This window comes from Streptomyces parvus (genome assembly GCF_032121415.1).
GTDB lineage: Bacteria > Actinomycetota > Actinomycetes > Streptomycetales > Streptomycetaceae > Streptomyces > Streptomyces globisporus_A.
This window is the reverse complement of record NZ_CP135079.1, coordinates 7017595-7042886: the sequence shown is the minus strand read 5'-3', so window position 1 is coordinate 7042886 and position 25292 is coordinate 7017595. Positions and strand designations below refer to the sequence as shown.

The 25292-nt window shown below is 72.0% G+C and carries 28 protein-coding genes, 1 tRNA gene and 2 pseudogenes; 18 read left to right on the top strand and 13 right to left on the bottom strand.

All coding sequences use genetic code 11. From position 1 onward, the window contains the following. Positions 1–2: 2 nt before the first annotated feature. A pseudogene (locus RNL97_RS32620) lies at positions 3–179 on the bottom strand (aminoglycoside 3-N-acetyltransferase); the annotation flags it as partial. A gap of 221 nt (positions 180–400) precedes the next feature. Here RNL97_RS32620 and RNL97_RS32610 point away from each other — a divergent pair. After that, the gene (locus RNL97_RS32610) at positions 401–913 is read left to right on the top strand and encodes a DinB family protein (RefSeq protein WP_030590708.1); all 513 of its coding nucleotides are present in this window, start codon (positions 401–403) and stop codon (positions 911–913) included. 144 nt (positions 914–1057) lie between these two features. Next, positions 1058–1310, top strand: a pseudogene (locus RNL97_RS32605) (ABC transporter substrate-binding protein); the annotation flags it as partial. 303 nt (positions 1311–1613) lie between these two features. Here RNL97_RS32605 and RNL97_RS32600 read toward each other — a convergent pair. From RNL97_RS32600 to RNL97_RS32580, 5 genes are all read right to left on the bottom strand, one after another. Beyond that, positions 1614–2114: a GNAT family N-acetyltransferase gene (locus RNL97_RS32600; RefSeq protein ID WP_030590712.1), complete on the bottom strand. Its 501-nt coding sequence runs from the start codon at positions 2112–2114 to the stop codon at positions 1614–1616. A gap of 62 nt (positions 2115–2176) precedes the next feature. Further along, complete coding sequence (locus RNL97_RS32595; RefSeq protein WP_199814248.1) at positions 2177–2344, bottom strand: DUF6381 family protein; 168 nt, start codon at positions 2342–2344, stop codon at positions 2177–2179. 188 nt (positions 2345–2532) lie between these two features. Continuing rightward, entirely contained in the window at positions 2533–2712 is a 180-nt protein-coding gene (locus RNL97_RS32590; protein WP_030590714.1) for a hypothetical protein, read from the bottom strand. A gap of 90 nt (positions 2713–2802) precedes the next feature. Continuing rightward, positions 2803–3237 carry a hypothetical protein gene (locus RNL97_RS32585; RefSeq protein ID WP_030590717.1) on the bottom strand — a complete coding sequence of 145 codons (435 nt, stop codon included), beginning with the start codon at positions 3235–3237 and terminating at the stop codon, positions 2803–2805. Between the two features lie 158 nt (positions 3238–3395). Beyond that, the gene (locus tag RNL97_RS32580) at positions 3396–4370 is read right to left on the bottom strand and encodes a sporulation protein (protein WP_243316215.1); all 975 of its coding nucleotides are present in this window, start codon (positions 4368–4370) and stop codon (positions 3396–3398) included. A 386-nt stretch (positions 4371–4756) separates the two neighbouring features. Here RNL97_RS32580 and RNL97_RS32575 point away from each other — a divergent pair, with 386 nt between their 5' ends. The 5 genes from RNL97_RS32575 to RNL97_RS32555 all read left to right on the top strand — a co-directional run bounded on the left by RNL97_RS32575 (position 4757) and on the right by RNL97_RS32555 (position 8848). Further along, positions 4757–6094 carry a hemolysin family protein gene (locus RNL97_RS32575; RefSeq protein WP_030590723.1) on the top strand — a complete coding sequence of 446 codons (1338 nt, stop codon included), beginning with the start codon at positions 4757–4759 and terminating at the stop codon, positions 6092–6094. Next, positions 6091–7107, top strand: a complete 1017-nt coding sequence (locus RNL97_RS32570) for a hemolysin family protein (protein ID WP_030590726.1) — start codon at positions 6091–6093, stop codon at positions 7105–7107. The genes RNL97_RS32575 and RNL97_RS32570 overlap by 4 nt, the downstream gene beginning before the upstream one ends. 115 nt (positions 7108–7222) lie before the next feature. After that, positions 7223–7843, top strand: a complete 621-nt coding sequence (locus RNL97_RS32565; RefSeq protein WP_030590729.1) for an L-threonylcarbamoyladenylate synthase — start codon at positions 7223–7225, stop codon at positions 7841–7843. A gap of 31 nt (positions 7844–7874) precedes the next feature. After that, complete coding sequence (locus RNL97_RS32560; protein ID WP_243316213.1) at positions 7875–8507, top strand: hypothetical protein; 633 nt, start codon at positions 7875–7877, stop codon at positions 8505–8507. A gap of 116 nt (positions 8508–8623) precedes the next feature. Continuing rightward, positions 8624–8848: a hypothetical protein gene (locus RNL97_RS32555; RefSeq protein WP_030590734.1), complete on the top strand. Its 225-nt coding sequence runs from the start codon at positions 8624–8626 to the stop codon at positions 8846–8848. A gap of 63 nt (positions 8849–8911) precedes the next feature. Here the strand turns inward: RNL97_RS32555 and RNL97_RS32550 are convergent, their stop codons facing one another. The 3 genes from RNL97_RS32550 to mptB form a co-directional block, all read right to left on the bottom strand. Further along, on the bottom strand, positions 8912–9445 hold the full coding sequence (locus RNL97_RS32550; protein ID WP_030590737.1) for a P-loop nucleotide/nucleoside kinase family protein: 534 nt from the start codon (positions 9443–9445) through the stop codon (positions 8912–8914). Then, positions 9442–11118: an ABC-F family ATP-binding cassette domain-containing protein gene (locus tag RNL97_RS32545; RefSeq protein ID WP_030590740.1), complete on the bottom strand. Its 1677-nt coding sequence runs from the start codon at positions 11116–11118 to the stop codon at positions 9442–9444. The genes RNL97_RS32550 and RNL97_RS32545 overlap by 4 nt, the downstream gene beginning before the upstream one ends. A gap of 310 nt (positions 11119–11428) precedes the next feature. Beyond that, positions 11429–12940, bottom strand: a complete 1512-nt coding sequence (gene mptB, locus RNL97_RS32540) for a polyprenol phosphomannose-dependent alpha 1,6 mannosyltransferase MptB (RefSeq protein WP_243316211.1) — start codon at positions 12938–12940, stop codon at positions 11429–11431. A gap of 314 nt (positions 12941–13254) precedes the next feature. Here mptB and RNL97_RS32535 point away from each other — a divergent pair. Beyond that, positions 13255–13327 (top strand) — tRNA-Trp (locus RNL97_RS32535). Positions 13328–13347: 20 nt separating this feature from the next. On the opposite strand, the gene RNL97_RS32530 is transcribed toward RNL97_RS32535, so the two are convergent. Next, a complete protein-coding gene (locus tag RNL97_RS32530) occupies positions 13348–13617 on the bottom strand; it encodes a hypothetical protein (RefSeq protein ID WP_003964175.1) in 270 nt (89 codons plus the stop codon). A gap of 162 nt (positions 13618–13779) precedes the next feature. On the opposite strand from RNL97_RS32530, the gene RNL97_RS32525 reads away from it, so the two are divergent. From RNL97_RS32525 to RNL97_RS32500, 6 genes are all read left to right on the top strand, one after another. Beyond that, the gene (locus RNL97_RS32525; RefSeq protein ID WP_313751577.1) at positions 13780–14400 is read left to right on the top strand and encodes a DinB family protein; all 621 of its coding nucleotides are present in this window, start codon (positions 13780–13782) and stop codon (positions 14398–14400) included. A gap of 111 nt (positions 14401–14511) precedes the next feature. Continuing rightward, positions 14512–15345, top strand: a complete 834-nt coding sequence (locus RNL97_RS32520; RefSeq protein ID WP_030590750.1) for a PP2C family protein-serine/threonine phosphatase — start codon at positions 14512–14514, stop codon at positions 15343–15345. Positions 15346–15408: 63 nt separating this feature from the next. Next, positions 15409–16434: an MASE1 domain-containing protein gene (locus RNL97_RS32515; protein ID WP_243316209.1), complete on the top strand. Its 1026-nt coding sequence runs from the start codon at positions 15409–15411 to the stop codon at positions 16432–16434. A gap of 362 nt (positions 16435–16796) precedes the next feature. Beyond that, on the top strand, positions 16797–16991 hold the full coding sequence (locus tag RNL97_RS32510; protein WP_030590756.1) for an antitoxin: 195 nt from the start codon (positions 16797–16799) through the stop codon (positions 16989–16991). Between the two features lie 277 nt (positions 16992–17268). Continuing rightward, positions 17269–18873, top strand: a complete 1605-nt coding sequence (locus RNL97_RS32505; RefSeq protein ID WP_030590759.1) for a sigma-70 family RNA polymerase sigma factor — start codon at positions 17269–17271, stop codon at positions 18871–18873. A gap of 47 nt (positions 18874–18920) precedes the next feature. Next, positions 18921–19298: a VOC family protein gene (locus RNL97_RS32500; RefSeq protein WP_313751576.1), complete on the top strand. Its 378-nt coding sequence runs from the start codon at positions 18921–18923 to the stop codon at positions 19296–19298. 96 nt (positions 19299–19394) lie between these two features. On the opposite strand, the gene RNL97_RS32495 is transcribed toward RNL97_RS32500, so the two are convergent. Next, entirely contained in the window at positions 19395–19736 is a 342-nt protein-coding gene (locus tag RNL97_RS32495) for a hypothetical protein (RefSeq protein WP_030590764.1), read from the bottom strand. A gap of 41 nt (positions 19737–19777) precedes the next feature. Continuing rightward, positions 19778–21454: an aa3-type cytochrome oxidase subunit I gene (gene ctaD / locus RNL97_RS32490; protein WP_243316504.1), complete on the bottom strand. Its 1677-nt coding sequence runs from the start codon at positions 21452–21454 to the stop codon at positions 19778–19780. A gap of 350 nt (positions 21455–21804) precedes the next feature. Here ctaD and RNL97_RS32485 point away from each other — a divergent pair, with 350 nt between their 5' ends. The 4 genes from RNL97_RS32485 (at position 21805) to RNL97_RS32470 (ending at position 24136) form a co-directional block, all read left to right on the top strand. Beyond that, on the top strand, positions 21805–22464 hold the full coding sequence (locus tag RNL97_RS32485) for an NADPH-dependent F420 reductase (RefSeq protein WP_243316205.1): 660 nt from the start codon (positions 21805–21807) through the stop codon (positions 22462–22464). Positions 22465–22698: 234 nt separating this feature from the next. Continuing rightward, positions 22699–23217 (top strand): SRPBCC family protein, encoded by a 519-nt coding sequence (locus RNL97_RS32480; RefSeq protein ID WP_030590770.1) that lies wholly within the window; start codon positions 22699–22701, stop codon positions 23215–23217. Positions 23218–23348: 131 nt separating this feature from the next. Continuing rightward, positions 23349–23843 carry a hypothetical protein gene (locus RNL97_RS32475; RefSeq protein ID WP_030590773.1) on the top strand — a complete coding sequence of 165 codons (495 nt, stop codon included), beginning with the start codon at positions 23349–23351 and terminating at the stop codon, positions 23841–23843. Positions 23844–23908: 65 nt separating this feature from the next. Next, a complete protein-coding gene (locus tag RNL97_RS32470) occupies positions 23909–24136 on the top strand; it encodes a hypothetical protein (RefSeq protein WP_006129422.1) in 228 nt (75 codons plus the stop codon). Positions 24137–24183: 47 nt separating this feature from the next. Here the strand turns inward: RNL97_RS32470 and RNL97_RS32465 are convergent, their stop codons facing one another. Beyond that, positions 24184–25287 (bottom strand): enoyl-CoA hydratase/isomerase family protein, encoded by a 1104-nt coding sequence (locus tag RNL97_RS32465; RefSeq protein ID WP_313751575.1) that lies wholly within the window; start codon positions 25285–25287, stop codon positions 24184–24186. Positions 25288–25292: the final 5 nt, after the last annotated feature.

Sequence of the window (25292 nt, the reverse complement as noted above, 5' to 3'; positions counted from 1 at the left end):
CGTCACGCGGGGGCGTTCAGGTGCTCCTCGATCCAGCGGACACCGAAGTCGACGGCGGGACCGGCATCGAACAGGCAGCTGTCGGCTGCCCCGACGGTGCGGGTCCGGCCGATGCCCGCGTCGGGCATCGCCCGGACGATGACCGCGAACGGGTCCTGTCCCCCGGGCACGACACGGGAACAGGCGCGTATGGAACGTCACGGTGTCGCCCGGCCCGAGGCCGAGCGCGGCCAGGTCGTCCCCGATCCGGTCGCGTGCCACCGGTCCTCCGGAGCGCCGCAGCAGTTCTCGTACGTCCATGGCCCACACCCTGGATGCGGCTCTGCGGAAACCCGGCTGCCCGGGGAACGCCCCAACGGACATACTGTCGGCCGGCACCACGGAACCGAGGATGATGATCATGAAGAGTGACGACCGGGTCGGGCCTCCGCTCCTGGGCAGCGAGCGCGAGACGCTGCGGGCCTTTCTCGACTACCACCGGGAGACCCTGGCCATGAAGTGCGCGGGGCTGAGCGACGAGGAGTTGCGCGAGCGGTCGATGGCGCCGTCCACCTTGTCGCTGCTGGCTCTGCTCCGGCATCTGGCGGAGGTGGAACGCGCCTGGTTCCGGAGGGTGTTCGACGACGAGGCGGCTCCGATGGTGTGGTCGCAGAAGCCGTTCGACTTCCAGGCGGCGTACGACGCGAGCGCCTCGACCGGGGCCGAGGCGTTCGCCGCCTGGGAGGCGGAGGTGGAGACCTCGCGCCGGATCGAGCGGGAGGCGGCCTCGCTGGACCTGGTGGGGCGTCAGCCGCGCTGGGAGAAGGACGTCTCGCTGCGGATGGTCATGGTGCACGTCCTGCTGGAGTACGGCCGCCACAACGGTCACGCGGACCTGCTGCGGGAAGGGGTGGACGGCACGGTGGGGGCCTGAGCACGCCGGGTGGGGCGCCTGCCCCCCCCACGTGAAGGGCCTGGCACGCCGGAGACCGGCGGGTCCCGCCCGCCCTTCCACCGCAGGCTGCGGCGGTCTCGTACGCCCGCCGACCGCCGTGGGCTCCCTCGTGGACTCGGCTCCATGACTCAGCTGCCGACGCCCGACGCCCTGGTCTCCACGTTCGCGCCCGGCGGAACCCTGCGTGCCTCGATCAACCTCGGCAACCCGATCCTGGCCCACCGGGATCCGGCGAGCGGGGAGCCGGCAGAGGTCTCCGTCGACCTGGCCCGGGAGTTCGGGCGGCGGCTCGGGGTGCCCGTGGAGCTGGTGGCCTTCGAGCGGGCCGCGCTGTCGGTCGACGGTACGGGCCGGGCGGGCGGACATCGGGTTCCTCGATGAAGGCGGGCGGTTTCGTCGCGGACGCCCTCAAGCGTCATGGCATCGGGGGTGCGTCGGTGGCCCCCGCCCAGGAGATCCCGGTGGAAGCCGGTTGGGCGAGCCCCCGCTGCTCCCGGAGTCGGCGGTGGTGGGCGAGCGGGTGCGGTGGTCGTCCCCGTCGGGCGGGGAAGTCGCCGCCGCGTCGTCGGGAGCGAGCGTGAGGGGGGCGTCCGGATCCGGGGCGGCGGGAGGCGGCGCAAGGCGTCGGCGCCGGCCTTGTCCGACCGGGCGATCTGGGTGACCGGGCGACCAACCGGGGTCAGCGGCGGAGGGTCAGCACGCGGGTGGTGCTGCCGTCGTCCTCCTCGATGTCCCTCACGTACGCGAAGCCCATCCTGTCCAGCAGGGTCAGCGACGCCTCGTTCGCGGCGGCGACGGTGGCGTGGACCTCGTCCAGTCCGAGGGTGTCGAAGCCGTGGGCGACGACGGCCCGGGCCAGTTCGGTCCCCAGGCCGGAGCCCCACGCCGTGGGCGCGAGGGCGTAGATGATCTCGTGGCCGTCGACGGTGTCGGTCCGCTTGATCTCGGCGTGCCCGACCAGCCGGCCGTCGCGGCGGACGGCCCAGACGGCGAAGAGGTCCTGGGCGTAGACCATGGTGAAGACCCGCCCGAACAGCGCCCGGTCCTCCGCCTCGGAGGAAGGGCCGTCCCCCATCCACCGGGACACCCTGGTGTCCTGGAACAGAGCGACGAAGTCCTCTTCGTCCTCGGGGACGTACGGCTCCAGCAGAAGCCTCTCGGTGCGCAGAGTGGGGGTCACGGCGCGTGACGCTACCCGGGCGGCGGGCGCCCGGGCAATCGGCTTTTCCCGTACGACCGCTGCTAGCAGCCCGGGTCGGGTGCGGGCTCCTCGCGGAGCAGTCGCAGCGCCTTCGCCCGCAGCCGTCGACGGTGCTCGGGGTCGGTGGCCCGGTCGGCGGCGCGTCCCAGTTCCTCGGCGCGTTCACGGGTGCGGCGGGCTCGCTCCGCCGGGCTGTCGTACAGGTTCATGGGGTGTCCTCCGTCGTGGGTCCTCCGTCGGCGACCGGCGTTGCGTGCGCGACCGGAGCCCCAGCGTCACCGCAGTCGGTGCGCTCCGCATCTCGTGCGGCTACGTTCGGTGACGGCCCAGGGGGCGACCCGACGACAGGCATCGGCCCCACCGCCGGTCGTACGACGGTGGGGCCGGGAGGAAAGGTTCAGCGTCGGCGCGAACCGCCGAGCCGGGTGCCCCCGCCCACGCCCGCGACATGGAGGGCGAGGAGCATGAGGCCGAGCAGCATCACGTTGGTCGACGCGAACACGTCGTTGGTGGAGATGTCGGCCGCGTTGATCAGGAACGCGATGAAGAACAGCACTGCGGCAGCTATACCGAGCATGGGGAGCTCCTTCCGAGCGGTGACCTCCGTGTGCCCGGGATCGCGGGACGTACGCAGGGGTGGCCGACCTCGACTCCTGGGCACAGCACGTCAGTCGGCAGTGTGGTCCGGATGCCCCTCGGTCCGCCGGGCCGCCTTCATCTCGGCTTCGTAGAGGTGGTCGCGACCCTCGGCGAGTTCCTGTCTGATCTCCCGTTCGATCGCCCGGAACACGTCGTAGTAGGTGGAGTTGTACTCCTCGACGATCTGGAACGTCCAGTGCCCTGGAATGACGTTGCGGCCGAGGATCTCCCGTTCCACCTGATCGGCCCGGCGCCCGTGTCCCGCCGCACGGAGCAGTCGTACGGCATCGTCGAGGACCAGGTCGGCGCTCCCGGTGAGCTGGTGGAAATCGTAGAGGGCGCCGCGGGCCCGCTCGGCGGTTTCCAGCGCCTTCGACAGGGCCCCCAGGGCCTCGACAGTCGCGTCGCTGACGCCGTCGGGACGCCGGTGCCGCGGATCGGGCGGAGGGGTTCCGGGATTCATGGGGCTCCTTGTCCACATGGGCGGCCGTTCGCTCCCCCCTTCCTACCCGCAATCCGCCGCTCCCGCCGGGTCCGATCGGCGAGGTGGCCGAGCGTCCGGCCCGGCGTGGGACGGGCCGGAAGGGCGGGCTGCTCCCTCCCGGCCCGCGGTTCCCCCGATCAGCCCTCCTCCTCGCTCCCCTCGTCCTCCTCGCCCTCGAAGGCGTCACCGATCTCGTCGACCACCTCCGCCGCGACCATGCCGCCGACGACACCCACGGCCACGCCCGCCGCGGCCCCGGCCGCCACCGCGCCCGCACCCGGGCCCGAGCGGTGCCGGTCGCCGTGGTCGTCACCGTAGGGGGCCGGCGCTCCATGGGCCCCGTGGCCGGCGACGACCTCCTTCAGCCAGGCGTCGACCCGGGCGTTCCAGTCGGTCTGCGGGGCCGCGTGGTGGGATGCGGTGAAGCGGTGCACCGTGTCGTGGCCCTCCGAGAAGAACCCGGCGCGTTTGTCCGCCTCGATGACCACCTCCAGGCCGCCCGGTGCGGCGATGAAGGTCACCTCGATCTCGTTCACGGCGTGGGCGTGACCGGCCGGCGGGAGGATCTCGATCTCCTGGTAGCAGGGCAGTCGCTGGCCGGTTCCGCGGATGTGGCCGAGCTCCAGGTCCGCGGACCTGAAGGCGTAGCCGAGCTGGCCGAAGGCCTCCAGGATCGCTTCCTGCGCGGGCAGCGGTCCCACCGCGAGCGCGTCGAGGTCGCCCTTGTCGCGTGCCCCCGCGATCTCCAGCTCCGTCCGGATGCCGAGCACGGGGCCGAGGTGCTGGCCGTGGAGTTCGGTGATCGGCGTCTCCCACGGCAGGGTGAGGGTGAAGGGCACCGTGTGGTCGGCCTCCTCCGCCAGCCGGAACCCGCCGCCGACGGTGAACCGTTCGAGGACGACCGTGCCCTCGTCCTCTTCCTCCTGGCCCTCCCTCTCGACCCGGGCGACGAGGAGAAGGGAGATCCGGTCGACCGTCACGTCCGTCCCGCCGCCCCGCAGGCGGACCTCTCCTGAGACGACACCACCGGGCAGGGCCGGGCCGGGCTGCAGAACGGTGTCGACCGAGGGGCCGCCGACGCCGAGGGCTCCGAGCAACTTCTTGAACACCATGTGCGGCGTCCGCTCCTTCTGTGGATGGGCGATCGAGGGGGCGTGAGCCGCCTCGCCGGGCAGAAGCTCCCGGGAGGTAAAGGATTTCCCAAGCCGCGACCGCTGCGCACAGTTCCGGCCATCAAGATCGCGAGCGCCCGCCCGGCCCCCGCGCCCCGCCGCCCACCGCGAGGCTCTTCCCCCCGGACGGCACTCCGTGTGACACCCGCCACTCCCCCATTGCTTTGCGTTCCCTTTACTATCTATCAGGCGGGTTTCACACCCGTCCCCCACCGTCGATCCGGACGATCCGAACAGAGAAGGAGCTGCGGCACCGCAATGGGTGAGCCTCCCAGTACGAACCGTGTCATCCCCGACCCCGCGCACCAGGGGACGGAGGTGACACGGTGAGCGAAGTGGTCCTTCTTCTCCTCGCCCTCGCGCTGACACTGGCCTGTGCGGTGTTCGTCGCGGCGGAGTTCTCGCTCACGACCATCGAGCGGAGCGAGCTCGAACGCGCCGCGAAGGCCGGTGAGCGCGGCGCCGAGAGCGCACTCAAGGCAGCCAAGCGGCTCACCTTCCAGCTCTCCGGCGCCCAGCTCGGCATCACCGTGACCTCCCTGGTCATCGGCATGCTGGCCGAGCCGTCCCTCGCGGTGCTGCTGCGCGGCCCGCTGGAGGCCGTCGGGCTGCCGTCGGGGGCCGTGTCCACGGTCGCCACGCTCCTCGGCGTGGCGGTGTCCACGGTGGTCCTCATGGTCGTCGGTGAGCTGGTCCCGAAGAACTGGGCGATCTCCAGCCCGCTCACGGTCGCCAAGGTCGTCTCGACCCCGCAGCGGGCGTTCACGGCGGCTTTCGGCCCGCTGATCCGGCACCTCAACAACACCGCGAACCGCTTCGTGCGGCGACTGGGCCTGGAGCCGGCCGAGGAGCTGGCCTCCGCCCGTACGCCGCAGGAGCTGATCGCGCTCGCCCAGCACTCCGCCCGTGAGGGCGCCATCGAGCAGGACTCGGCCGAGCTGTTCGTCCGGACGCTGCACCTGGCCGAGCTGTCCGCCGAGAACGTCATGACGCCGCGCATCGACGTCCGGGCACTGGAAGCGCACGCCACGGCTGCCGACGCCGCCAACCTCACGCTGGCCACGGGCCTGTCCCGCTTCCCGGTCTACCGGGACAGCCTGGACGAGGTCATCGGCACGGTCCACATCCGCGACGTCCTCGCCCTGGACGAGTCGGAGCGGTCCCGGACCCCGGTCACGGCGCTCGCCACCGAGCCGCTCCTCGTCCCCGACTCGCTGCCCGTCGACCGGCTGCTGGCTCAGCTGCGCAAGCACCGGACGATGGCTGTGGTGATCGACGAGTACGGCGGTACGGCGGGGGTGGCCACCGTCGAGGACATCGTGGAGGAGGTCGTCGGCGAGGTCCGCGACGAGCACGACCCCCATGAGCGCCCCGACATCGCACCGGCCGAGCCGCTCGGCGACGGCCGCGAGGTCTGGGCGGCCGAGGGCAGCATCCGGCTGGACCAGCTCGACCGGATCGGGTTCACCGCGCCGGAAGGCCCGTACGAGACGCTCGCCGGCCTCCTCGCCAACCAGCTGGCCCGCATCCCCGTCCGTGCGGACCGGGTGGAGGTCGACGGCTGGCAGTTCGACGTGCTCGACATCGAGCACCACCGGGCCGACCGGGTCCGGATCACCGCGCCGGCGCCGGCGCCGGCCCTCGTGAAGGAGGACGCCCGATGACCACGATCCAGCTCGCCATCGGCGCGCTCACTCTCCTCACCAACGCCTTCTTCGTCGGCGCGGAGTTCGCGCTCATCTCGGTCCGCCGCAGCCAGATCGAGCCGCAGGCCGTCCGGGGCGGCCGCCGTGCCAAGAGCACCCTGTGGGGCCTCGAACACCTGTCGGCCGCCATGGCCACCGCGCAGCTCGGCATCACCATCTCCTCGCTGGTGCTGGGCGCCGTCGCGGAACCGGCCATCGCCCATCTGCTGGAGCCGCCCTTCGACGCGGTGGGCGTGCCCGACGCGCTGGTCCACCCGATCGCGTTCGTGATCGCGCTGACGCTGGCGACGTATCTGCACATGCTCATCGGCGAGATGATCCCGAAGAACATCGCGCTGGCCGCCCCCGTCGCCACGGCCCTGGCGCTGGGGCCGTCCCTGGTGGCGCTGACCCGGGCGCTGCGCCCGGTCATCTTCGGCATCAACGCCTTCGCCAACATGCTGCTGCGGCTGCTCAAGGTGGAGCCCAAGGACGAGGTCGCCTCGGTGTTCACCGACGACGAGCTCGTGCGTCTGGTGAAGGACTCCAGCGACGCCGGGCTGCTGGCCCCGGCCGACGGCGAGCGGCTGCGGGACGCCCTGGAGCTCGGGACCCGGCCGGTCGGCGAGGTGATGGTCCCGCTGAACCGGACCGTCACCGTCGACCTGGGCATCACCCCGCGGGGCCTGGAGCGGGCCGCGGTCGCCTCGGGCTTCTCCCGGCTGCCGGTCACCGGCCCGGACGACGGGCTGCTGGGCTACTTCCACATCAAGGACGCCCTCGGTGTCGCGGAGCGCACCAAGGCCCTGCCGAAGAGCGCCCTCCACCCCGTCATCCGGGTCGAGATCGACACCCCTCTCGACGACACCCTCACCGCGATGCGTGCCGCCGGTACGCATCTCGCGGCGGTCACCGGAGGCAAGGGCACGGTCATCGGCTTCGTGACCATGGAGGACGTCCTGGACGAGCTGGTGGGGGCCGCCGCGGTCTGACCGGCCACCGGCGTACGAAGCGGAAGAAGAGGCGGCCCGTCGTGCGACGGGCCGCCTCCCGCGCTTCCGTGCACAGGGCTCTCCCCGGTCCTGCCCGAACGCGTAAGCTCGGCGAATGGCCAAGTACTTCGACGTGCACCCCGCAAATCCCCAGCCCCGCACCATCGGCACGGTGGTCGACAGCATCCGGTCCGGTGCGCTCGTCGCGTACCCCACCGACTCGTGCTACGCCCTGGGCTGCCAGTTGGGCAACCGCGACGCCATCGACCGGATCAGGACGATCCGGAATCTCGACGACCGGCACCACTTCACGCTGGTGTGCCACGACTTCGCGCAGCTGGCGCAGTTCGTCCGCGTGGACAACGACGTGTTCCGTGCGGTCAAGGCGGCGACGCCCGGCAGCTACACCTTCATCCTCCCCGCGACGAAGGAGGTCCCCCGCCAGTTGCTGCACCCGAAGAAGAAGACGGTCGGCGTCCGCATCCCCGACCACGTCGTCACCCAGGCGCTGGTCTCCGAGCTCGGCGAGCCGCTGCTCTCCAGCACCCTGCTGCTGCCGGACGAGGAGGAGCCGCTGACGCAGGGCTGGGAGATCAAGGAGCGTCTCGACCACGAGGTGGACGCCGTCATCGACTCGGGCGACTGCGGCACCGAGCCGACCACGGTCATCGACTTCTCCGGCGACGAGCCCGAGATCGTACGGCGCGGAGCCGGGGACACGTCCCGCTTCGAGTGATCCGGGGCGGTGGCGGGGCAGACTGAGGAGCGTGACGGGTGAACGACTGCGGTTCGACGGCTGGATCGCCGGTGTGGGGACCTCCTCGGGCACGCGGCTGGTGGTCGGGCACTGGCCCCGTTCGCCGTTCGGGGCGTTCAGCGACGTCATGGTCGAGCATCCGGACGGCGAACGGGTCCTGCTGGCCCCGTCCCGGCGGATCGCGGACTTCGTCGCCGCCACATACCGCTTCGACCGGATCGAGGTGGTGCCCGTGTCCGTCACCCCCGCCGCCCCGGCCGGGGACTCCGCCTGGCTCGTCGAGGCGGGGCCGCTGCGCCTGCGGCTGCGGACCGGACGCCGGTCGGCCCTCGGCCTGCTGCTGTCCGCCGTGCCGGCCCCGTTCGCCCGCAGCCCGGTCTGGGCCGCGGTGTGCGACGTACCGGCCCGGTTGCTGATGCCCGGCGTACGCACCCTGGGCCGCGCGGGCCCGGGGCGGCGCGAGTGGTACGGGGCGCGGGGGCTGCGGCCGGTCGTGGCCGCAGACGCCGTGCTGGGCGGGGTGAGCCTGGGCGCGCTCGCCCCGCTCGATCCGCCGGTCGCCTTCGGATTCGGCTCCGCCCCGCGCCGCCCTTCCCTGGTCCGTGTCACCACAACGGTGGAACTCGCGCCCGCCGGGCGTTGAGGGCCCCCGCGGCCCTCGGGGGCGGTGCGGGGGCCTTTTCCGGGCCGCCATCGGACCGCTCGCGAAGAGGCCCGGCCGGGGATGCGCGGGTGCGGGGCGCGTCGCAGGGTGGACCCATGGCAAATCCCCCGATCGTCATCCACCGTCCGACCCCCTCGGGCGGCCGCCGGGTGACCGTGCACTACGAAGGCCGGGACGAGATACTCGGGCTGGCCCACAGCGACCACGACGTGATCGTGTTCCTGAGCGGGGCCGGCCTCGAAGAAGCGGACCGGCTCCTCGACAACCCGCTCTGGGTGGAGTGGCGGGGCGGACGGGCCCACAGTTACGAGGCGGCCTGAGAGCCCCGCCGCCCCCGCACCGTCCTGCCCCTCCGTGTCACCCCGCCGCGGCTCGCGCGCGGCTCACCCGCGCAGTCCGTCGAGGATGGCCGAAACCGTCTCCTCGGGCGTCTGGCCGGACGTGTCCAGCCACAGCCCGGTACGCGGAGTCCCGCTCCGCAGATACGCGTCGAACGCCTCGACCGTCCACGACCCGTACCCGGTCTTGCCCCGCCCCTCCTCCCGCTCGCGCACGGTTCCCGGCGAGGGCGCGAGCATGACGACGTGCAGCGGGCGGGTGCGGACCCTGTCGACGTAACGCGGCAGATCCTCGCCGAGCACGATGTCCTGGACGACGGCCGTCCACCCCTCGTCCGCGTAGGCGTCGGCCACCTGCGCGGAGAGCCGCTGGCGCAGGTCGAGCTGGCGCCGCGCCTCCTCGGCCTCGTCGGGTGTCATCTCCGCGCGGCCGGAGACGATCATGCGGCGGAAGACGTCGCCGCGCACGTGGACCGCTCGCGGCAGGCTCTCGGCCAGGAGCTGGGCCACGGTGGACTTGCCCGCGGCCATCACCCCGGTGATCAGGACGACGCAGGGGCCCAGGTCGGCGCCCGTCATACCGTGCCCGCCCGCGTGGATTCCGCGCTCCCGAACAGTGCTCGGATCTCGTCGGCGTCGGTCTCCCGCAGCTCGTCGTCCAAGAGGATCCACCGGGTGATACCCACGGATTCCAGGAACGGCAGGTCGTGGCTGGCGATGAGCAGCGCGCCCTCGTAGGACTCCAGGGCGCTCGTCAGCTGGCGCACGCTGGCCACGTCGAGGTTGTTCGTCGGCTCGTCCAGCAGGAGCAGCTGGGGTGCCGGGGCGGCGAGCATCGTCGCCGCGAGCGCGGCCCGGAAGCGTTCACCGCCCGAGAGCGTGCCTGCCGGCTGCTCCGCGCGGGCGCCCTTGAAGAGAAACCGGGCGAGCTGGGAGCGGATCTGGTTGTCGGTGGTGCCGGGGGCGGTGCGGGCGACGTTGTCGGCGACGCTCAACGCGTCGTCGAGGACGTCGAGCCGCTGCGGGAGGAATTTCAACGGCACCGACGCCGTGGCCTCTCCGGTGCTCGGCGCCAGCTCCCCGGTGAGCGTGCGCAGGAAGGTGGTCTTGCCGGCCCCGTTGCGGCCGACCAGGGCGATGCGCTCGGGTCCCTGTACATGGAGGCTGCCCTCGCGCAGCCGCCCGTAGGGGAGGCTCAGGTCCCGTACGGTCAGGACGGTGCGGCCCGCGGGCACCGCGGTGTGGGGCAGGCTCACCTTGATCTCGGCATCGCGGCGGATGGCCTCGGCGGCTTCCTCCCTGCGCTCGCGGGCCTCGTCGAGGCGGTCCTCGTGCAGTCCGCGCAGCCGGTCCCCGGACTCCTGGGCCGAGCGCTTGCGCTCCCCCGCGACGATGCGCGGGGCCTTCCGCTGGCCGTCCAGCTTCTTGTCGTGGCGCTGGCGGCGGGCCACCTTGATCCGGGTCTCCTCCAGCTCGCGCTGCTGACGGCGTACGTCGGCGTCGGCGGCGCGCAGCATCCGCCCTGCGGCCTCCTGCTGGGTGGCGAGAGCTTCCTGGTAGGCGGACCAGCCGCCCCCGTACCAGCTCACCGAGCCCGCCCGGAGTTCGGCGATGCGGTCGACGCGCTCCAGCAGGTCCCGGTCGTGGCTGACGACGATCAGGATGCCGGTGCGCCAGGAGTCGACGGCGTCGTAGAGCCTGCGGCGGGCGGACAGGTCCAGGTTGTTGGTCGGTTCGTCGAGGAGGAGGACGTCCGGGCGTTCCAGGAGCAGCGCGGCCAGGCGCAGCAGGACGGTCTCCCCACCCGACAGCTGGCCGACGGTGCGGTCGAGTTCGACGGCGCCGAGCCCGAGGGAGCCGAGGGTGGCCAGGGCGCGTTCCTCGACGTCCCAGTCGTCGCCGACGGTTTCGAAGTGCTCCTCCCGTACGTCGCCGGACTCGATGGCGCGCAGGGCGGCCCGCCGCTCGGCGATACCGAGGGCGGCGTCGACGTGGAGGCCGGTGTCCAGGGTGATGTTCTGCGGCAGGTAGGCGAGGTTTCCGCCGATGGTGACGGACCCCGACGCGGGACGCAGGAGTCCCGCGAACAGGCGCAGGAGGGTCGACTTACCGGCACCGTTGGCCCCGGCGAGTCCGGTGCGGCCCCGGGGGACGGTGAGGGAGAGCCCGTCGAAGAGGTTCGTGCCGTCGGGCCACTGGAAGGTGAGGTTGGAGGCGGCGACGGAGGCGCCGGGCGCGGTGGGATGGCTCATGGGAGTTCTCGCAGTCGGAAGCGGAGGTACAAGGGGGCTTCGTATGCGAACAGCACGCGGCGACCCGGCCGGGGGCCGGAGAGTGGTGGGGAGAACAGTCCTGCGAAGGTGAGGGACGGCTCAGCACCGAGGTCGCATCCACGCGGAAGTCACGGGCGGCAGACATGCCGACAGCGTCGTGACCGTGTACGGGCCAGGGCCGTACCGCGCGATGATCGCGGACCTCAGATGCGCAACGTCCACCTCTATCGGAGACAACAGGACCCGCTCAGCGTAGCGGAGGATCTTGGGGAGCGTCGAGGGGTTTTCCTCACGGAGCGTTCTGCGGGGCCGGGGCGGGAGCCGGGGAATCGGCGGACGCGGGGGTGCCCCGGCGGTCCGCCGCGTCCTCGGGGCTGCGCCGGCGGGGCAGCCGGACGCCGGGCGGGGCGAGGGGGGCCCGGCGGATCGCGAGGGTGCCGAGGACGACGGCGAGTGCGGCGAGGGCGAATCCGTAGGGCGGGGTGGCCCCCATGGGGTGCGTCTCGTACACCAGGGCCGCCGAGAGCACGATCAGGACGGCAAGGAGGCGGCCGTAGGGTGCGGTCGCGGCGACGACGGCCACGCCCCAGAGCAGGTACCAGGGCTGGACCATGGGCGAGAGGGCGACCAGCGCGAGCAGGGAGAGGCCGAGCGCGTGGGCGGGCGTGACGGTGCCGCGCATCGCGCGGCGGCCCAGGACGAGGATCAGGACGAGCGCGACCGCCAGGCCCAGCGTCTGGACGGCGGACTTGACCGGCTCCGCGTCGACGCCCAGCAGCAGGTGGGCCAGCTCTCCCAGGCCGAGGCCGAGGTCGCTGGTGGCGGAGAGCGCGGTGTGGATGTTCGCGGCGACGCCCTGGGTGGTGAGCCAGCCGAATCCGGTGCCGCTGACCAGGGTCGCCCCTCCGGCGACCGCACAGGCGATCAGGCCGGGCGCGAGGAGCCCCTTGGCCCAGCGGCGCCACTGGGGGCCCGTCGCGGCGGAGTGTACGAGGACCCCGATGAAAAGCAGCGACACGGCCGCCGGCGACTTCACCATCATGGCGAGCCCGACCAGTGCGCTGCCCGCGATCCACTTTCCGCGCAGCGCGAGGACGAAACCGGAGAGCATCAGGCCGATCATCAGCCCGTCGTTGTGCACGCCGCCGACCACGTGGATCAGCAGCAGCGGGTTGAGGGCACCCAGCCACAGGGCACGGCTCTCGCTGCGGCCGTGTTCACGCGCCAGGCGGCGCAGGGACAAAGCGATCAGGGCGAGCGAGGCGAGTGCGACGAGCCGCATCGCCAGGACGGCGGGGACGATCGTGCCACCGGTGGCCCAGGCGACGGCGGCGGAGATCAGCAGGAAGAGCGGACCGTAGGGGGCGGGGGTGTCGCGCCAGTGGTTGCCGACGCTCGCGGCGGCGTCGCCGCCGATTCCGCCGGGGTCCAGGGCGGAGGGGCCGAGGGTGTAGACGTCGTGCCCTTCGACGACCATCGAGCCCTGGGCGATGTAGCTGTAGACGTCGGCGCTGTAGAGCGGGGGCGCGAGCAGGAACGGAGCCGTCCACCAGGCGAGGGTGACAAGGGTGTCGCGGGCGGTGGAGGCGGTCTTGCCGTACTGCCACCAGGCCACGACGAGAACGGTCAGTCCGACGTAGGCGACGGCGGCGGCCACGGCCTTCGTGGCGGACCCGTGGTCGGTCCACAGGCCCCAGGGGTCGTGGAACGGCAGTTTTCCGGCGAACCAGCCGCCTCCGACGATCGCCAGGGATCCCACCGCACCCAGCCGCCGGCATCCGACCGCGCTCAAAGCCCACATGACCGGCCAACCTATCGGACGGCCCGGACCGGCCCACAGCCCCTCCCCCGGCTTGCCGGGCGCAAGGTGGGGGCCCGGGCGCCCGTGGCGGTCAGCCGGCGAGCGGCTGCGTGAGCGCGGCGAGGCCGTCGGCGTAGCTGCCCGTGGAAGAGGGCGGCGGCCTCGCCGTCGCCGATCCCGCGGCGCGACGACTTCGTCGCCTCGATCTGCGGCCCCTGGTGGGAGCGTTCCGCGCCACGGTGCTGGAACACCGCCCCCGCGTAAACCGGTTGGCGCCGGCTGGGTGGGGGGTGCCAGGCTTCAGCCCGTACCCAAGGGGCGTAGCTCAGCGGCCAGAGCGGCGGTCTCCAAAACCGTATGCCGCAGGTTCGATTCCTGCCGCCCCTGCCCTCACCACCCGGTCTTCGTCACCGCACGTCGCCGCGCCAGTCCCACTGGTGGCTGTCCGGCGACCGCGGCCCGTACTCGGCGCGGCCGCCGGGCCCGTAGGCGCCGATCTCGGTGACCAGCCCGACGCCGTCGCGCAGGTCCGCCTCGCCCCACCCGGTGACGTCGAGCAGCAGCCCGTCGAGCGGGCCGCCGACCAGCTCGCGGTAGTCGTGCCCAGGCCTCGGTCCCGGGCGGGGGTCGTCGTGGTCGGTGCCGTACACCCGTCGCTGCCTCATCAGCTCGTCCATGCGGGCAGCATCCCACCGGGCACTGACAACGGCTCGGTACGAGCGTCCATCCGGCCACCGTCCGGCGGCGGACCGTACGGTGCCGGCCCGTCCGGCCGAGCCCGCGGGCGGCAGCGGGGAAATCGGTGCGCGTCCGCCCGTCGGCTGTGGCACGCTCCACCGGTGACCATCCCACCGCGCCTGATCCCCCTGCTGGAGCAGTTCGACTTCGCCTGCGAACGGCTCCTCGCCCGCCTGGCCGGTCCCGTCATGGACAGCGGCAACGGCGTCGACATCGGCGTCACGCCGCTCGGCGACGATGAGTACCTCTGGGAACCCGTGCCCGACTGCTGGTCCGTACGCCGTCGCGACGACGGGCCCGGGGCGCGGGCGACGGCTCTGGCCGGGGCCGGTGACTGGGGGCGGGACGCGGCGGACTCCCCGCATCCGTTTCCCCCGCCGTTCACCACCGTCGCGTGGCGTCTGAGCCATCTCTCCGAGATGCTCGCCCTCCGCGCCGACCACACCCATGGCGGCAGGACGCTCACCCACGAGGACTACCGCACTCCGGGGGACGCCGCCGGTGCGGTGGCCGCCTTCGAGACCTCGTCCGCCGCCTGGCGCGAGGCCCTGCTCACCGCGGACGACACGGCCCTGGACACCGTCGGGTACAGCACGTATCCGAACGGCAGCGACGCCGAGGACCTCTTTGTCGACGTCGTCTGGTGGGTCAACCAGGAGGTGCTGCACCACGGTGCCGAGATCGCCCTGCTCCGCGATCTGTACCGCGCCCGTCCGTTCTGAGCGGCGCGCCACCTGGGCCGCCGGTACGCGGACGTCGCCTCGGTCGCCGCAGTCGCCGCTCCGGGTGGCCCGCCCTATGATTCAAGGACATAACGCACCGCGGAGCGGCACATGAACCGGCGTCGGACTCCCCGCTCAGCCAGCGCCGAGGACCTGCTCAACACCTTGCAGGACCTCACGGCGCGTGCTCGGCGCGAGGTGGAGTTCCATCAGGCCAGGGTGGAGCTCGCGCAGGCCCTCCAGCGCGAGATGCTTCCGGCGGCCCTGCCCACGCTCCCCGGTCTGCAGTCCGCGGCCGGTTACGCACCGGCCCGCCACGGCCTGGACATCGGCGGCGACTGGTACGACGGTTTTCCCCTCGCGGACGGGACACTCGGCTTCGCCATCGGCGACGTACAGGGCCATGACGTCGAGGCGGCCGCCTTCATGGGGCAGGTCCGGATCGCGATGCGGGCCATCGCGGGCACGGCGTCCGATCCGGGCGAGATCCTGGGCCGGACGAACGACCTGCTGCTGTCCGTGGACTCGGGGCTCTTCGCTACCTGCACGTTCCTGCGGCTGGACCCGACGACCTGGGAACTGCACAGCGCACGGGCCGGGCATGTGGCGTCCGTGTGGGCCACCACGGGGGGCCGGTCGGGCCTCACGGAGGACCCTGGCGGCATGCCGCTGGGCATCGAACCCGGCGAGGGCTATCCCGTCACCCGGCGCACCCTCGACTGCGACGGGGCGATCGTGCTGCTCACCGACGGGGTCGTCGAGGGGCCGTCGCTGCTGATCGAGGAGGGACTGGAGCGGGTCAGGCAGCTGGTCGCCGCGCGCGCCGGGGCGAGCGCGGCACAGCTGGCCGACGAGGTCCTGAGCGCGGCGGAGGTGACAGGGCACGAGGACGATGCCGCCGTCCTGGTCCTGCGGCATGCCGCCGCCCTCCGCGGCCCGCGGTGACGCCGGACCGTACCGCGCGTGTCACCTGCCGACTGCTACCGCGGTCGGTGTCTGATGAGTGGTGTGATCCGCAGCAAGGAAGCCAGACGTCGGGCCGTGTACGTGGCGCAGATCCTTGGCGTGGCCGGCGCCTACTACCTGGCGGGGCGGGTCGGGCTGATGCGCCAGGTCGTCGTCGACGGCGCGGTCGTCACTCCGCTGTGGCCGCCCACCGGTATCGCCCTGGCCGCGCTGCTGTGCCTGGGCGTCCGCGTCTGGCCGGGCATCGCGCTGGGCACGCTGGTGACGGTCTCCGAGATCGGCGACGCGTTCACCGTGAGCCGTCTGGCCATCATGTTCGGCAACACGGCCGCCCCGCTGGCCGCGTACGCCCTGCTGCGGAGGGTCGGCTTCCGCAATGAGCTGGTCCGGCTGCGGGACGGGGTCTGCCTGGTCTTCCTCGGTGCGTTCGCGGGGATGCTGATCAGCGCCACCATCGGCAGCTTCACGCTGCTGCTCGACGACAAGGTTCCGCCGGGACGGTTCTGGCTGGTCTGGTCGTCCTGGTGGGCGGGGGACGCGATGGGCGTCCTGGTGGTCACCCCCGTCCTGCTGGTCCTGCGCAGGGCGCGGTGGCCCCGCCCGAGCGACCGCTGGCTGGAGGCGTCGGTTCTCGCGGTCGTCGTGGTCGTGGTGTCGCTGATCGCCACGCGCAGCGCGCTGTCGATGATCTACGTGGTGTTCCCGGTGATCATCTGGTCGGCCCTGCGCTTCCAGCTCCCCGGCAGCGCACCGTGCGCCCTGGTCGTCTCGGTGCTCGCCATTCTCGCCGGTACGGACGCGCTGGGACCGTTCGCCGGACACAGCCTGATGGAGATCATGGCCAATCTGTCGCTGCTCAACGGCTGTGTCGCGCTCACCGCGCTGCTGCTCGGGGCCATCGTCGCGGAGCACAAGAACATCCGCCGGGAGACGGAGTACGCCGTCGAGGAGCTGGAGGCCCTGGTGGAGCAGCTCGCGCCGCTGTCGGCACCGGGCCCGGGGCGGTACGAGGGCAGACCGCGGCGACACGGCCCGCTGGACGACGGCCCTCGCCCGGAGGACCCGTAACGCGGATGGACGACCCATGACGCGGACGCACGTCCCGTAACCCGTACGGACGCGTCGGCGCGCGCCCGGAGGGGCCGGGGGCGGGTGCGGTCAGTACGGCAGGGGGCGGCCTGACGGGGTGCGCAGATCGAGCGGCGGCGGCCCCGAGGGGGGCGGGGGACGACGGACGACAACTCGGATGCGGCCCATTGCCACCACCTCCTCCTGGTCAACCGGTATGTGCCCAGTCGGCGCGGCTTCACACTTCCCACGCTCCCCGGGTCCGTCGGCCGGGTCCTCGCCATGTCCCGGCGCGGATGCGGACAGGGCCCGGTGCGGTGAACCTTGATGTGCGGGGGGCGAAGAGTCGACGAGGAGGACGTATGTCCGCGATGGACAAGATCAAGAAGATGCTCAAGGGCCACGAGGACCAGGCCGGCAAGGGCGTCGACAAGGCAGGTGACATGGTCGACGACCGTACACAGGGGAAGCACAAGGGCCACGTCGACACCGCCCAGGACAAGCTCAGGCAGCAGCTGGGCACGGACCGCGACCAGGGCGGGCCGCCCCGCGCCTGAGCCGGTCCAGCGGTGACCGGGCGGCCGGCGTCCGGCCGCCTCCCTTCCGCGCACCGGGTCTGCGTCACGGATCTCCTTCCGTGACGCAGACCCGGTGCGCGGAGCGTGCCGCGGCCGCTGCGCACAGGCCCGCGACGGGCCCACCGGGGCCGGGCGGCGGAGGTCCGCGGCAGAGGATTCCGGGGTTGCTCGCCGGATTCTTGTTATCGTCCCGCCCTCACCCCATCTCCCGAGTGTGGGAAGTGACAGCACCGGACCCCGGAAGAGTGAGCACAGCATGGGCAAGGATCACCCGACGGCCTTGATCGCGGCCGCGCAGGGCGGCGACCAGCAGGCCAAGGACCAGCTCGTCTCGGCGTATCTACCGCTGCTGTACAACGTCGTCGGACGTGCGCTGGACGGCCATGCGGACGTGGACGACGTGGTGCAGGAGACGGTGCTGCGCATGCTCCGGGGCCTGCACGAACTTCGCGACCCGGAGCGCTTCCGTTCCTGGCTGGTTGCGATAGCCATGAACGAGATACGCACGCACTGGCGCGAGAAGCAGGCGGGCGCGATACCCGCGGACCGGCTGGAGGCCGCGTACGACCTGCCGGATCCCCGCGCGGATTTCGTCGAGGTGACGATCCTGGAGCTCGGCCTGACCGGCCAGCGGCGGCAGGTGGCGGAGGCGACGCGCTGGCTGGACGAGGACGACCGCGCCCTGTTGTCGCTGTGGTGGCTGGAGACCGCCGGGCATCTGTCCCGGGCCGAGGTCGCCGGTGCTCTCGAACTCACCCCGCAGCACACCGCCGTACGGGTGCAGCGGATGAAGGCCCAGTTGGAGGCGGCGCGGGTCGTCGTGGGCGCGCTGGCGGCGGAGCCGCCGTGCGTGCTGCTGGAGGACATCACCGCCGGCTGGGACGGCGTCCCCTCCGCCCTGTGGCGCAAGAGGCTCGCCCGCCATGCCCGCGAGTGCACGGTGTGCTCGGGCCATGGCTCGGGCCTGGTGCCCGCCGAGGGGCTGCTGGTGGGTCTCGCGCTCGTTCCGGTGGCCGCGGCGGCGGGGGCGGGGGCCGCTCCCGAGCTGCTCGCCACGGCGGCGCACCTCCAGGCACCGGCTGCGGGCGCGGACAGTGCCGGGGCGGGCCGGGCCGAGCGCAGACGGGTGCAGGCCCGGCGGCGTCGTCGCAACTCGGCTGTCGCCGCCGTCGTCGCGGTCGCGGCGCTGGGCACGGGCGGCGCGGCGGTGCACCTCTACACCGACGGCGACGACCGGGACGCGACGACCGTCACGGCCGATGCTCCGGCCCCCCGTACGGAGGTGTCCACGTCGGCCGCCCCGACGTCGTCCCCCTCCCCTTCGGCGTCCACGTCGCCCAGCGCCTCGGAGTCTCCGAGCCCCTCACGCAAGCCGAAGCCCAAGTCCAAGCCGAAGAAGAAGACGACGACGCCGCCCGCGCCCAGCTCCGCCGCCCCGGCTCCGAAGCCGGACCCGCCCGCTCCCGCACCGCCCGCCCCGGCGGGGATGGCCGAGCAGGTCACCGAGCTGGTCAACGCCGAGCGCTCCAAGGAGGGCTGCGGTCCGGTCTCCGTCAACAGCCTGCTCAACACGGCCGCGCAGCGGCACTCCGCCGACATGGCGGCCCAGGACTACTTCTCCCACACCTCGCAGGACGGCAGGGACCCGGGCGACCGGATCACCGCCGCCGGATACCGGTGGTCGACGTACGGCGAGAACATCGCCAAGGGGCAGCGGACGCCGGCCGACGTGATGCAGTCCTGGATGGACAGCCCGGGACACCGTGCGAACATCCTCAACTGCTCGTTCAAGGAGATCGGCATGGGGAAGCAGGATTCCGGCGGCGGCCCGGTGTGGACGCAGGTGTTCGGAGCGCGCTGAGCCCCGCGGCGCACGCGGCGTGGACGGGAAATGCCTACGATGCGGTCATGATCGCTGAACTGGAGTGCGTGGTCCTCGACTGCCCGGACCCGAGTGAACTGGCCGATTTCTACGCATCGTTGCTGGGAGGAGAGGTCGACCGTCCCGACCGGCGGTGGGAGTGCGACGCGGAGTGGTCCACGCTGCACACGCCCTGTGGGCTCGTCCTCGCCTTTCAGCGGGTGGCGGGCTACCGGCCGCCCCGCTGGCCCGGCCAGGAGGCGCCCCAGCAGTTCCACCTGGACTTCGGCGTCACCGACCGGGAACGGTCGCACGAGGAGGTCCTGGCGGCCGGGGCCTCCCTGCTCGGCGCCGGGGACGAAGAACGTGGCTGGCGTGTGTACGCCGATCCCGCCGGGCATCCCTTCTGCCTGGTAGGCCACTGACCGTATCCGGCTCGCCTCCCGCGCCCCGGCCCCGCCCGGTGCGGCCGGTCACCCGGCCGCACCGGGGAGTTCCGGCGCGGAGGGGCTGCCGCGAGATCAGCGGATGGCCAGGGCCACCGCCGTACCGAGGCAGGTCGCCGCGCTCACCGCACCGACCGAGACGGCGACGCAGCGGGCCCGGAGCCGCGCGTAGCGCCCGCTGTACTCCTCGCGCAGTTCTTCCGCGCGGTCGCGGACGCGGGTGAGTGACTCCCGTGAAACGGCGACGCGTTCGGTGACGAACACCCGCTCGACGTCCTCACGCTGCGCCGTGGTCAGCCAGGGCAACTGGTCGGTGAAGCGGCGTGCCTGCCGTCGTGCCCGTTCGACCTCGGCGTTCCACAGCAGAAAGCCCTCCAGTTGCGCCAGCCCCCTGGCGCTGTCCTTGTCGGGTTCCATCTGTCCTCCTCTCCGTCACACCGTCAGGTCCGGGGCCGACGTCACTGCTCGTGCCGGTCCCCCGGGGCGACGATCCTGGAGTTGTCGGGGCGGTTGGTGGCCTCCTGCAGGGAGCGGATCGCCGGATGGTGCAGGTCGAACGCCGGGGATTCGGAACGGATCCGCGGCAGCGTGACGAAGTTGTGCCGCGGCGGCGGGCAGGAGGTCGCCCACTCCAGCGAGCGGCCATAGCCCCACGGGTCGTCGACCCCGACCTTCTTGCCGTACCGCGCGGTCTTCCAGACGTTGTAGAAGAACGGCAGGATCGACAGGCCGAGCAGGAACGAGGAAATGGTGGAGACGGTGTTCAGCGCGGTGAATCCGTCGGCATCGAGATAGTCCGCGTAACGGCGCGGCATGCCCTCGGCGCCCAGCCAGTGCTGAACGAGGAACGTGCCGTGGAATCCGACGAACAGCGTCCAGAACGTCATCTTGCCGAGCCGTTCGTCCAGCATCTTCCCGGTGAACTTCGGCCACCAGAAATGGAATCCGGCGAACATCGCGAACACCACGGTGCCGAAGACCACGTAATGGAAGTGGGCGACGACGAAGTACGAGTCGGAGACGTGGAAGTCCAGCGGCGGTGAGGCGAGGATGATTCCGGTCAGACCGCCGAACAGGAAGGTGACGAGGAACCCGACGGCCCACAGCATCGGGGTCTCCAGGGACAGCGACCCTTTCCACATCGTGCCGATCCAGTTGAAGAACTTCACGCCTGTCGGCACGGCGATGAGGAACGTCATGAAGGAGAAGAACGGCAGCAGTACCGCGCCCGTGACGAACATGTGGTGCGCCCATACGGTCGCGGACAGCCCGGCGATGGCGATCGTGGCCGCGATCAGTCCGATATAGCCGAAGACCGGTTTGCGGCTGAAGACCGGGAAGATCTCGGTGACGATGCCGAAGAACGGCAGAGCGATGATGTAGACCTCGGGATGGCCGAAGAACCAGAACAGGTGCTGCCACAGCAGCGTGCCGCCGTTGGCCGCGTCGAAGACATGGGCACCGAATTTACGGTCGGCCTCCAGCACCAAGAGGGCCGCGGCCAGAACCGGGAAGGCCAGCAGGACCAATACGCCGGTCAGCAGGACGTTCCAGGTGAAGATCGGCATGCGGAACATCGTCATGCCCGGGGCGCGCATGCAGATGATCGTGGTGATGAAGTTGACCGAGCCGAGGATCGTGCCGAAGCCGGAGAAGGCCAGACCCATGATCCACATATCGGCGCCGATACCCGGCGTACGGACCGCGTCGTTGAGCGGGGCATAGGCGAACCAGCCGAAGTCCGCCGCCCCCTGCGGCGTGAGGAAGCCCGCCACCGCGATGAGGGAGCCGAAGAGATAGAGCCAGTACGCGAACATGTTCAGCCGCGGGAACGCCACGTCGGGCGCGCCGATCTGCAGCGGCATGATCCAGTTGGCGAATCCGGCGAACAGCGGCGTCGCGAACATCAGCAGCATGATCGTGCCGTGCATCGTGAACGCCTGGTTGAACTGCTCGTTCGAAATCAGCTGGATACCGGGCCGGGCCAGCTCGGCCCGCATCACCAGAGCCAGGATTCCTCCCCCGCAGAAGAACGCGAAGGAGGTGACGAGGTAGAGCGTACCGATCGTCTTGTGATCCGTCGTGGTCATCCACTTGATGACCACGTTGCCGGGCTCTCCGCTCCGTACCGGCATTTCGTCCTCGTCGGCGGTATCGCTCTCCACCGGTTGCGAGATGCCCCTCGTCGTCACTACGACGCTCCTTCGGTCGACGGCCCGTGTGGACTCGGCGACCAGAATGGACCCCCGGCGATCGGTGCGGTGGGACATCCTTCCCCGTCCGGCCCGAGCTGCCGACAAGGACACTCAAATGGCCTACAGACGCACACTCCGACCTCGATGAGCGCAACGCGAAGCGCCTGTCAACAACCAGAGGCCGATCTGGTATTCCTTCACCGGGGTCGGAATAGCCCCTCGGGAGCCGGAGTTGGTGAAGCGACAGAACCCACTCCTCTCCACTCGGAAAGCTACGGAAGGTCTGATCCATGAAGATCGGCATCATCGGCGCGGGCAACATCGGCGGCAACCTGACACGGCGTCTGACCGCCCTCGGGCACGACGTCTCGGTCGCCAACTCCCGCGGCCCGCAGACGCTCACCGCCCTCGCCGAAGAGACCGGGGCGAAGCCGGTGACCGTCTCGGAGGCCGCGAAGGGCGCCCAGGTGGTCGTCGTCGCCGTGCCGCTGAAGGCCGTACCCGATCTGCCCGCCGGCTTTCTCGACGGTGCGGCGGAGGGTGCCGCGGTCATCGACACCGGCAACTACTACCCGCAGCAGCGGGACGGCCGCATCGCCGCCATCGAGGACGGGCTGCCCGAGAGCCGGTGGACGGAGCAGCAGATCGGCCACCCCGTGATCAAGGCGTTCAACGGCACCTTCGCCCAGGACATCCTGGACCGGGCCCGCCCGCGGGGTGCTGCGGACCGGCTGGTGCTCCCGGTGGCCGGCGACGACCCGGCGGCCAAGCAGGCGGTGCGCGACCTCATCGACGAGTTGGGCTTCGACACGGTGGACGGCGGCGGCCTGGACGACTCATGGCGCCAGCAGCCCGGCACCCCGGTGTACGGCAACCGGGGCGCCGCCGACGCCATCGCGAAGGCGCTCTCGGAGGCTTCCCCGGAGCGCACAGCGGAATTCCGCGCCTGATACCGGCGCGCGCGCTGCCGTCCCACACCTCGCGGCGGTCGGCGGGGCCGGGCGAAGACTCCGGCCGGGCGGGAAAGGGGGTACCTGCCCGGCCGGATCGTCGGCCGCCCTCCGACCACGTCCTCACGGCGAGGATCTACCCACGAGTAGGGTGTGGGCTCCGGGATGTCGGCTCCACGGTCCGTCCCGCACCCGGGCGTAGTCCGTCGACGGCCGTGGACAAGGAGTCGCGTCATGCCCCGCACCATGTCCGTAGCCGACAGCATCATGATCGACACCTCGCCGGCACTCGTCTACGCACAGCTCAGCGACCCCACGGCGATGGGGCGTTGGAGCCCCGAGAACCGGGGCGCGACCGTGCGGGGCGAGCGGCGTGACGCGTACGTCGGCATGGTCTTCGAGGGGCGCAACAAGCGCGGCGCGGCACGCTGGACGACCCGGTGCACGGTGACGGCGGCCGACCCCGGCGAGCGCTTCGCCTTCCGGGTGCACGCGATCGGGCTGCGGCGTCCGCTGCTTCCGGGGCCCATCGCCACGTGGGAGTACCGGTTCGAGGCGGTGGACGGGGCAACGCGGGTCACGGAGACCTGGACCGACGACCGCCGCCGCTGGCCGGACTTTCTCGCCAACGCCTTCGACCGCGTGGCGACGGGCGGCAAGACCTTCGCGCAGTTCCAGGCCGGCAACATCCGTACGACGCTGAAGCGCCTCAAGGCGGCGCTGGAGGCGGATATGCGGGGAACCGGAGACTGACCGGCCAGGCGACCGGCCGGCATGGCGGTGGCGGTATCGCCGTGCTGTACCGCCGCCCAGTCGGCATCCCCGCGTCGCTGCTGGTGCGGGCGTGGCATCGGTACGCTACGGAGCACGAGGGGGGCGGAGGTATGGGCATCGAGGAGAGCACCGGATTCGAGCCGGCGACCGGCGACGGACCGCCGATTCCCGAGCCCGCGGCGGCACGGGCCGCTTCGGTGCGGACCGCGTTCGAGGGACTGCTGCAGATCCGTCGCCTCACCGGAACAGGGCGGCCCGACCCCGAGGCGGCGCCGGCTCCGTGGGAGCTGAACCGTCCGGTGAGGGCGGTCGCCTTGGCGCTGGAGAGGTCGGGTGCCACGCCTTCGGCCGTCGACCCGTCGGGCCGCCGCGTGTCGGCCGGATACCGGGTGAGCGACGGGGAGTCGGCGGGTTCGGTCCGGGTCGAGTGGACCGGGCCGCCCGGCAGCGGCGCCGCTCACGACGAGGAGGAGGCGCTGGCCGGCTGCGCTTCGGCCCTGCGGGAGGTGGGCTGGACGGTGCTGCTCTATCGGGGGCCGCGCAGACGGCGCTACCTGGAGGTGGAGCCGCCGAGCGGGTTGTCCGGCGGGCGCGCCCGGTCGTGAGGCTGTGTTGTCAGACCCATGAGAGATGCTTGACGGTCCGACAGCTCTGAGGAGGAGATGCTGAGATGGACAGCGACGAACTCGCCGCGGCGCAGGCGTACGTCCGCCTGTTGGAGGCCACCCGGGCAGCGCTCGCGGACCCCGACGACGCCCCGGTCTACCTGCCGCTGCTCACCTCTCCGATGCGCGAGGCGGACCAGGCCCTGCGCAGCGCGGGGCTGACCGGCAACGAGGACCGGCTGTTCGCTCTCGTACGGGCCCTGCAGCCGAGCCTTTCCGGCAGCGACAGATAGCGCCCGGCGGGGCGGGCTTGTGCCGGGCGCCACGGGCGGCGTCCGTCCTACCGTGCCAGCCCCTCCCGTGCCGAGGGGTCTGCCGGCTCCGGAGCGAGGCCGAGTTCTTGTTCGCCGGGGCCGAGCGGCGCGAAGAACCGGTCGACCTCCTGGTCGTCGACCTCGGCGAGGGAGCCCGGCTTCCAGTGCGGGGCGTTGTCCTTGTCGATGATCCGGGCGCGCACGCCTTCCACGAAATCCGGGTGCTCGAACGCCCGGCTGGAGACCCGGAACTCCTGGTCGAGTACGGCTTCCAGGCTGTCGAGCCGGGCGGCGCGGCGGACCGCGGCCAGCGTGACCTTCAGGGCGAGGGGCGACTTGGTCAGCAGCTCGTCCGCAGCCGTCCGCGCCGCGGGGACACCGCTCTCGCGCAGTTTCCGGATGATGTCCTCGACGGTGTCTGCCGCGTAGCAGGCATCGATCCAGTCGCGCTGCGCGGCGAGCTCGCCGGCGGGCGGCTGGGTCGCGAACCGCTGGACGATGTCCGCGACGGACGCGCCCGGGCAGGCCGGCTCCCCCAGAGCTTCCGTCAGGGGCGGGAGGAGGTGGGCAGGTACGTGGTGATCGGCGAGGCCGCAGAGGATGGCGTCGGCAGCCCCGACGGAGCGGCCCGTGAGGGCCAGATGGGTGCCCAGTTCACCGGGGGCGGCGGCCAGCAGGCGGGTGCCCCCGACGTCCGGTACGAAGCCGATGGCGGTCTCGGGCATGGCGACGCGTGAGCGTTCGGTGACCACACGGATTCCGGCATGGGCCGACACTCCGACCCCGCCGCCCATCACGATGCCGTCCATCAGTGCGACGTACGGCTTGGGGAATCGGGCGATGCGGGCGTTGAGGCGGTACTCGTCACGCCAGAACTCCAGGGACGCGCGTCCCGAGGCCCGGGCATCGTCGTGCAGGGCGCGGATGTCGCCCCCGGCGCACAGGCCCCGGTCGCCCGCCCCGGACAGCAGCACCGAGTGGATCGCATCGTCCTGTTCGGCTCGGGCCAGGGCCTGGTCGAGCAGCCGCACCATGGTGTGGCTGAGGGCGTTGAGGGCCCTGGGGCGGTTCAGTGTGAGGTGCATGCATGTGCCCTTCGTCTCCAGCAGGACGGGCCGGTCGTCGTTCATGCGTG

Excerpts from the sequence above, each read along its gene's own strand:
- RNL97_RS32610 (WP_030590708.1), top strand. The coding sequence starts at position 401 with ATGAAGAGTGACGACCGGGTCGGGCCTCCGCTCCTGGGCAGCGAGCGC.
- RNL97_RS32595 (WP_199814248.1), bottom strand. The coding sequence starts at position 2,344 with ATGAACCTGTACGACAGCCCGGCGGAGCGAGCCCGCCGCACCCGTGAA.
- RNL97_RS32590 (WP_030590714.1), bottom strand. The coding sequence starts at position 2,712 with ATGCTCGGTATAGCTGCCGCAGTGCTGTTCTTCATCGCGTTCCTGATC.
- RNL97_RS32585 (WP_030590717.1), bottom strand. The coding sequence starts at position 3,237 with ATGAATCCCGGAACCCCTCCGCCCGATCCGCGGCACCGGCGTCCCGAC.
- RNL97_RS32580 (WP_243316215.1), bottom strand. The coding sequence starts at position 4,370 with ATGGTGTTCAAGAAGTTGCTCGGAGCCCTCGGCGTCGGCGGCCCCTCG.
- RNL97_RS32570 (WP_030590726.1), top strand. The coding sequence starts at position 6,091 with ATGACCACGATCCAGCTCGCCATCGGCGCGCTCACTCTCCTCACCAAC.
- RNL97_RS32565 (WP_030590729.1), top strand. The coding sequence starts at position 7,223 with ATGGCCAAGTACTTCGACGTGCACCCCGCAAATCCCCAGCCCCGCACC.
- RNL97_RS32555 (WP_030590734.1), top strand. The coding sequence starts at position 8,624 with ATGGCAAATCCCCCGATCGTCATCCACCGTCCGACCCCCTCGGGCGGC.
- RNL97_RS32550 (WP_030590737.1), bottom strand. The coding sequence starts at position 9,445 with ATGACGGGCGCCGACCTGGGCCCCTGCGTCGTCCTGATCACCGGGGTG.
- RNL97_RS32545 (WP_030590740.1), bottom strand. The coding sequence starts at position 11,118 with ATGAGCCATCCCACCGCGCCCGGCGCCTCCGTCGCCGCCTCCAACCTC.
- mptB (WP_243316211.1), bottom strand. The coding sequence starts at position 12,940 with ATGTGGGCTTTGAGCGCGGTCGGATGCCGGCGGCTGGGTGCGGTGGGA.
- RNL97_RS32530 (WP_003964175.1), bottom strand. The coding sequence starts at position 13,617 with ATGGACGAGCTGATGAGGCAGCGACGGGTGTACGGCACCGACCACGAC.
- RNL97_RS32520 (WP_030590750.1), top strand. The coding sequence starts at position 14,512 with ATGAACCGGCGTCGGACTCCCCGCTCAGCCAGCGCCGAGGACCTGCTC.
- RNL97_RS32510 (WP_030590756.1), top strand. The coding sequence starts at position 16,797 with ATGTCCGCGATGGACAAGATCAAGAAGATGCTCAAGGGCCACGAGGAC.
- RNL97_RS32505 (WP_030590759.1), top strand. The coding sequence starts at position 17,269 with ATGGGCAAGGATCACCCGACGGCCTTGATCGCGGCCGCGCAGGGCGGC.
- RNL97_RS32500 (WP_313751576.1), top strand. The coding sequence starts at position 18,921 with ATGATCGCTGAACTGGAGTGCGTGGTCCTCGACTGCCCGGACCCGAGT.
- RNL97_RS32495 (WP_030590764.1), bottom strand. The coding sequence starts at position 19,736 with ATGGAACCCGACAAGGACAGCGCCAGGGGGCTGGCGCAACTGGAGGGC.
- ctaD (WP_243316504.1), bottom strand. The coding sequence starts at position 21,454 with ATGCCGGTACGGAGCGGAGAGCCCGGCAACGTGGTCATCAAGTGGATG.
- RNL97_RS32485 (WP_243316205.1), top strand. The coding sequence starts at position 21,805 with ATGAAGATCGGCATCATCGGCGCGGGCAACATCGGCGGCAACCTGACA.
- RNL97_RS32480 (WP_030590770.1), top strand. The coding sequence starts at position 22,699 with ATGCCCCGCACCATGTCCGTAGCCGACAGCATCATGATCGACACCTCG.
- RNL97_RS32475 (WP_030590773.1), top strand. The coding sequence starts at position 23,349 with ATGGGCATCGAGGAGAGCACCGGATTCGAGCCGGCGACCGGCGACGGA.
- RNL97_RS32470 (WP_006129422.1), top strand. The coding sequence starts at position 23,909 with ATGGACAGCGACGAACTCGCCGCGGCGCAGGCGTACGTCCGCCTGTTG.
- RNL97_RS32465 (WP_313751575.1), bottom strand. The coding sequence starts at position 25,287 with ATGAACGACGACCGGCCCGTCCTGCTGGAGACGAAGGGCACATGCATG.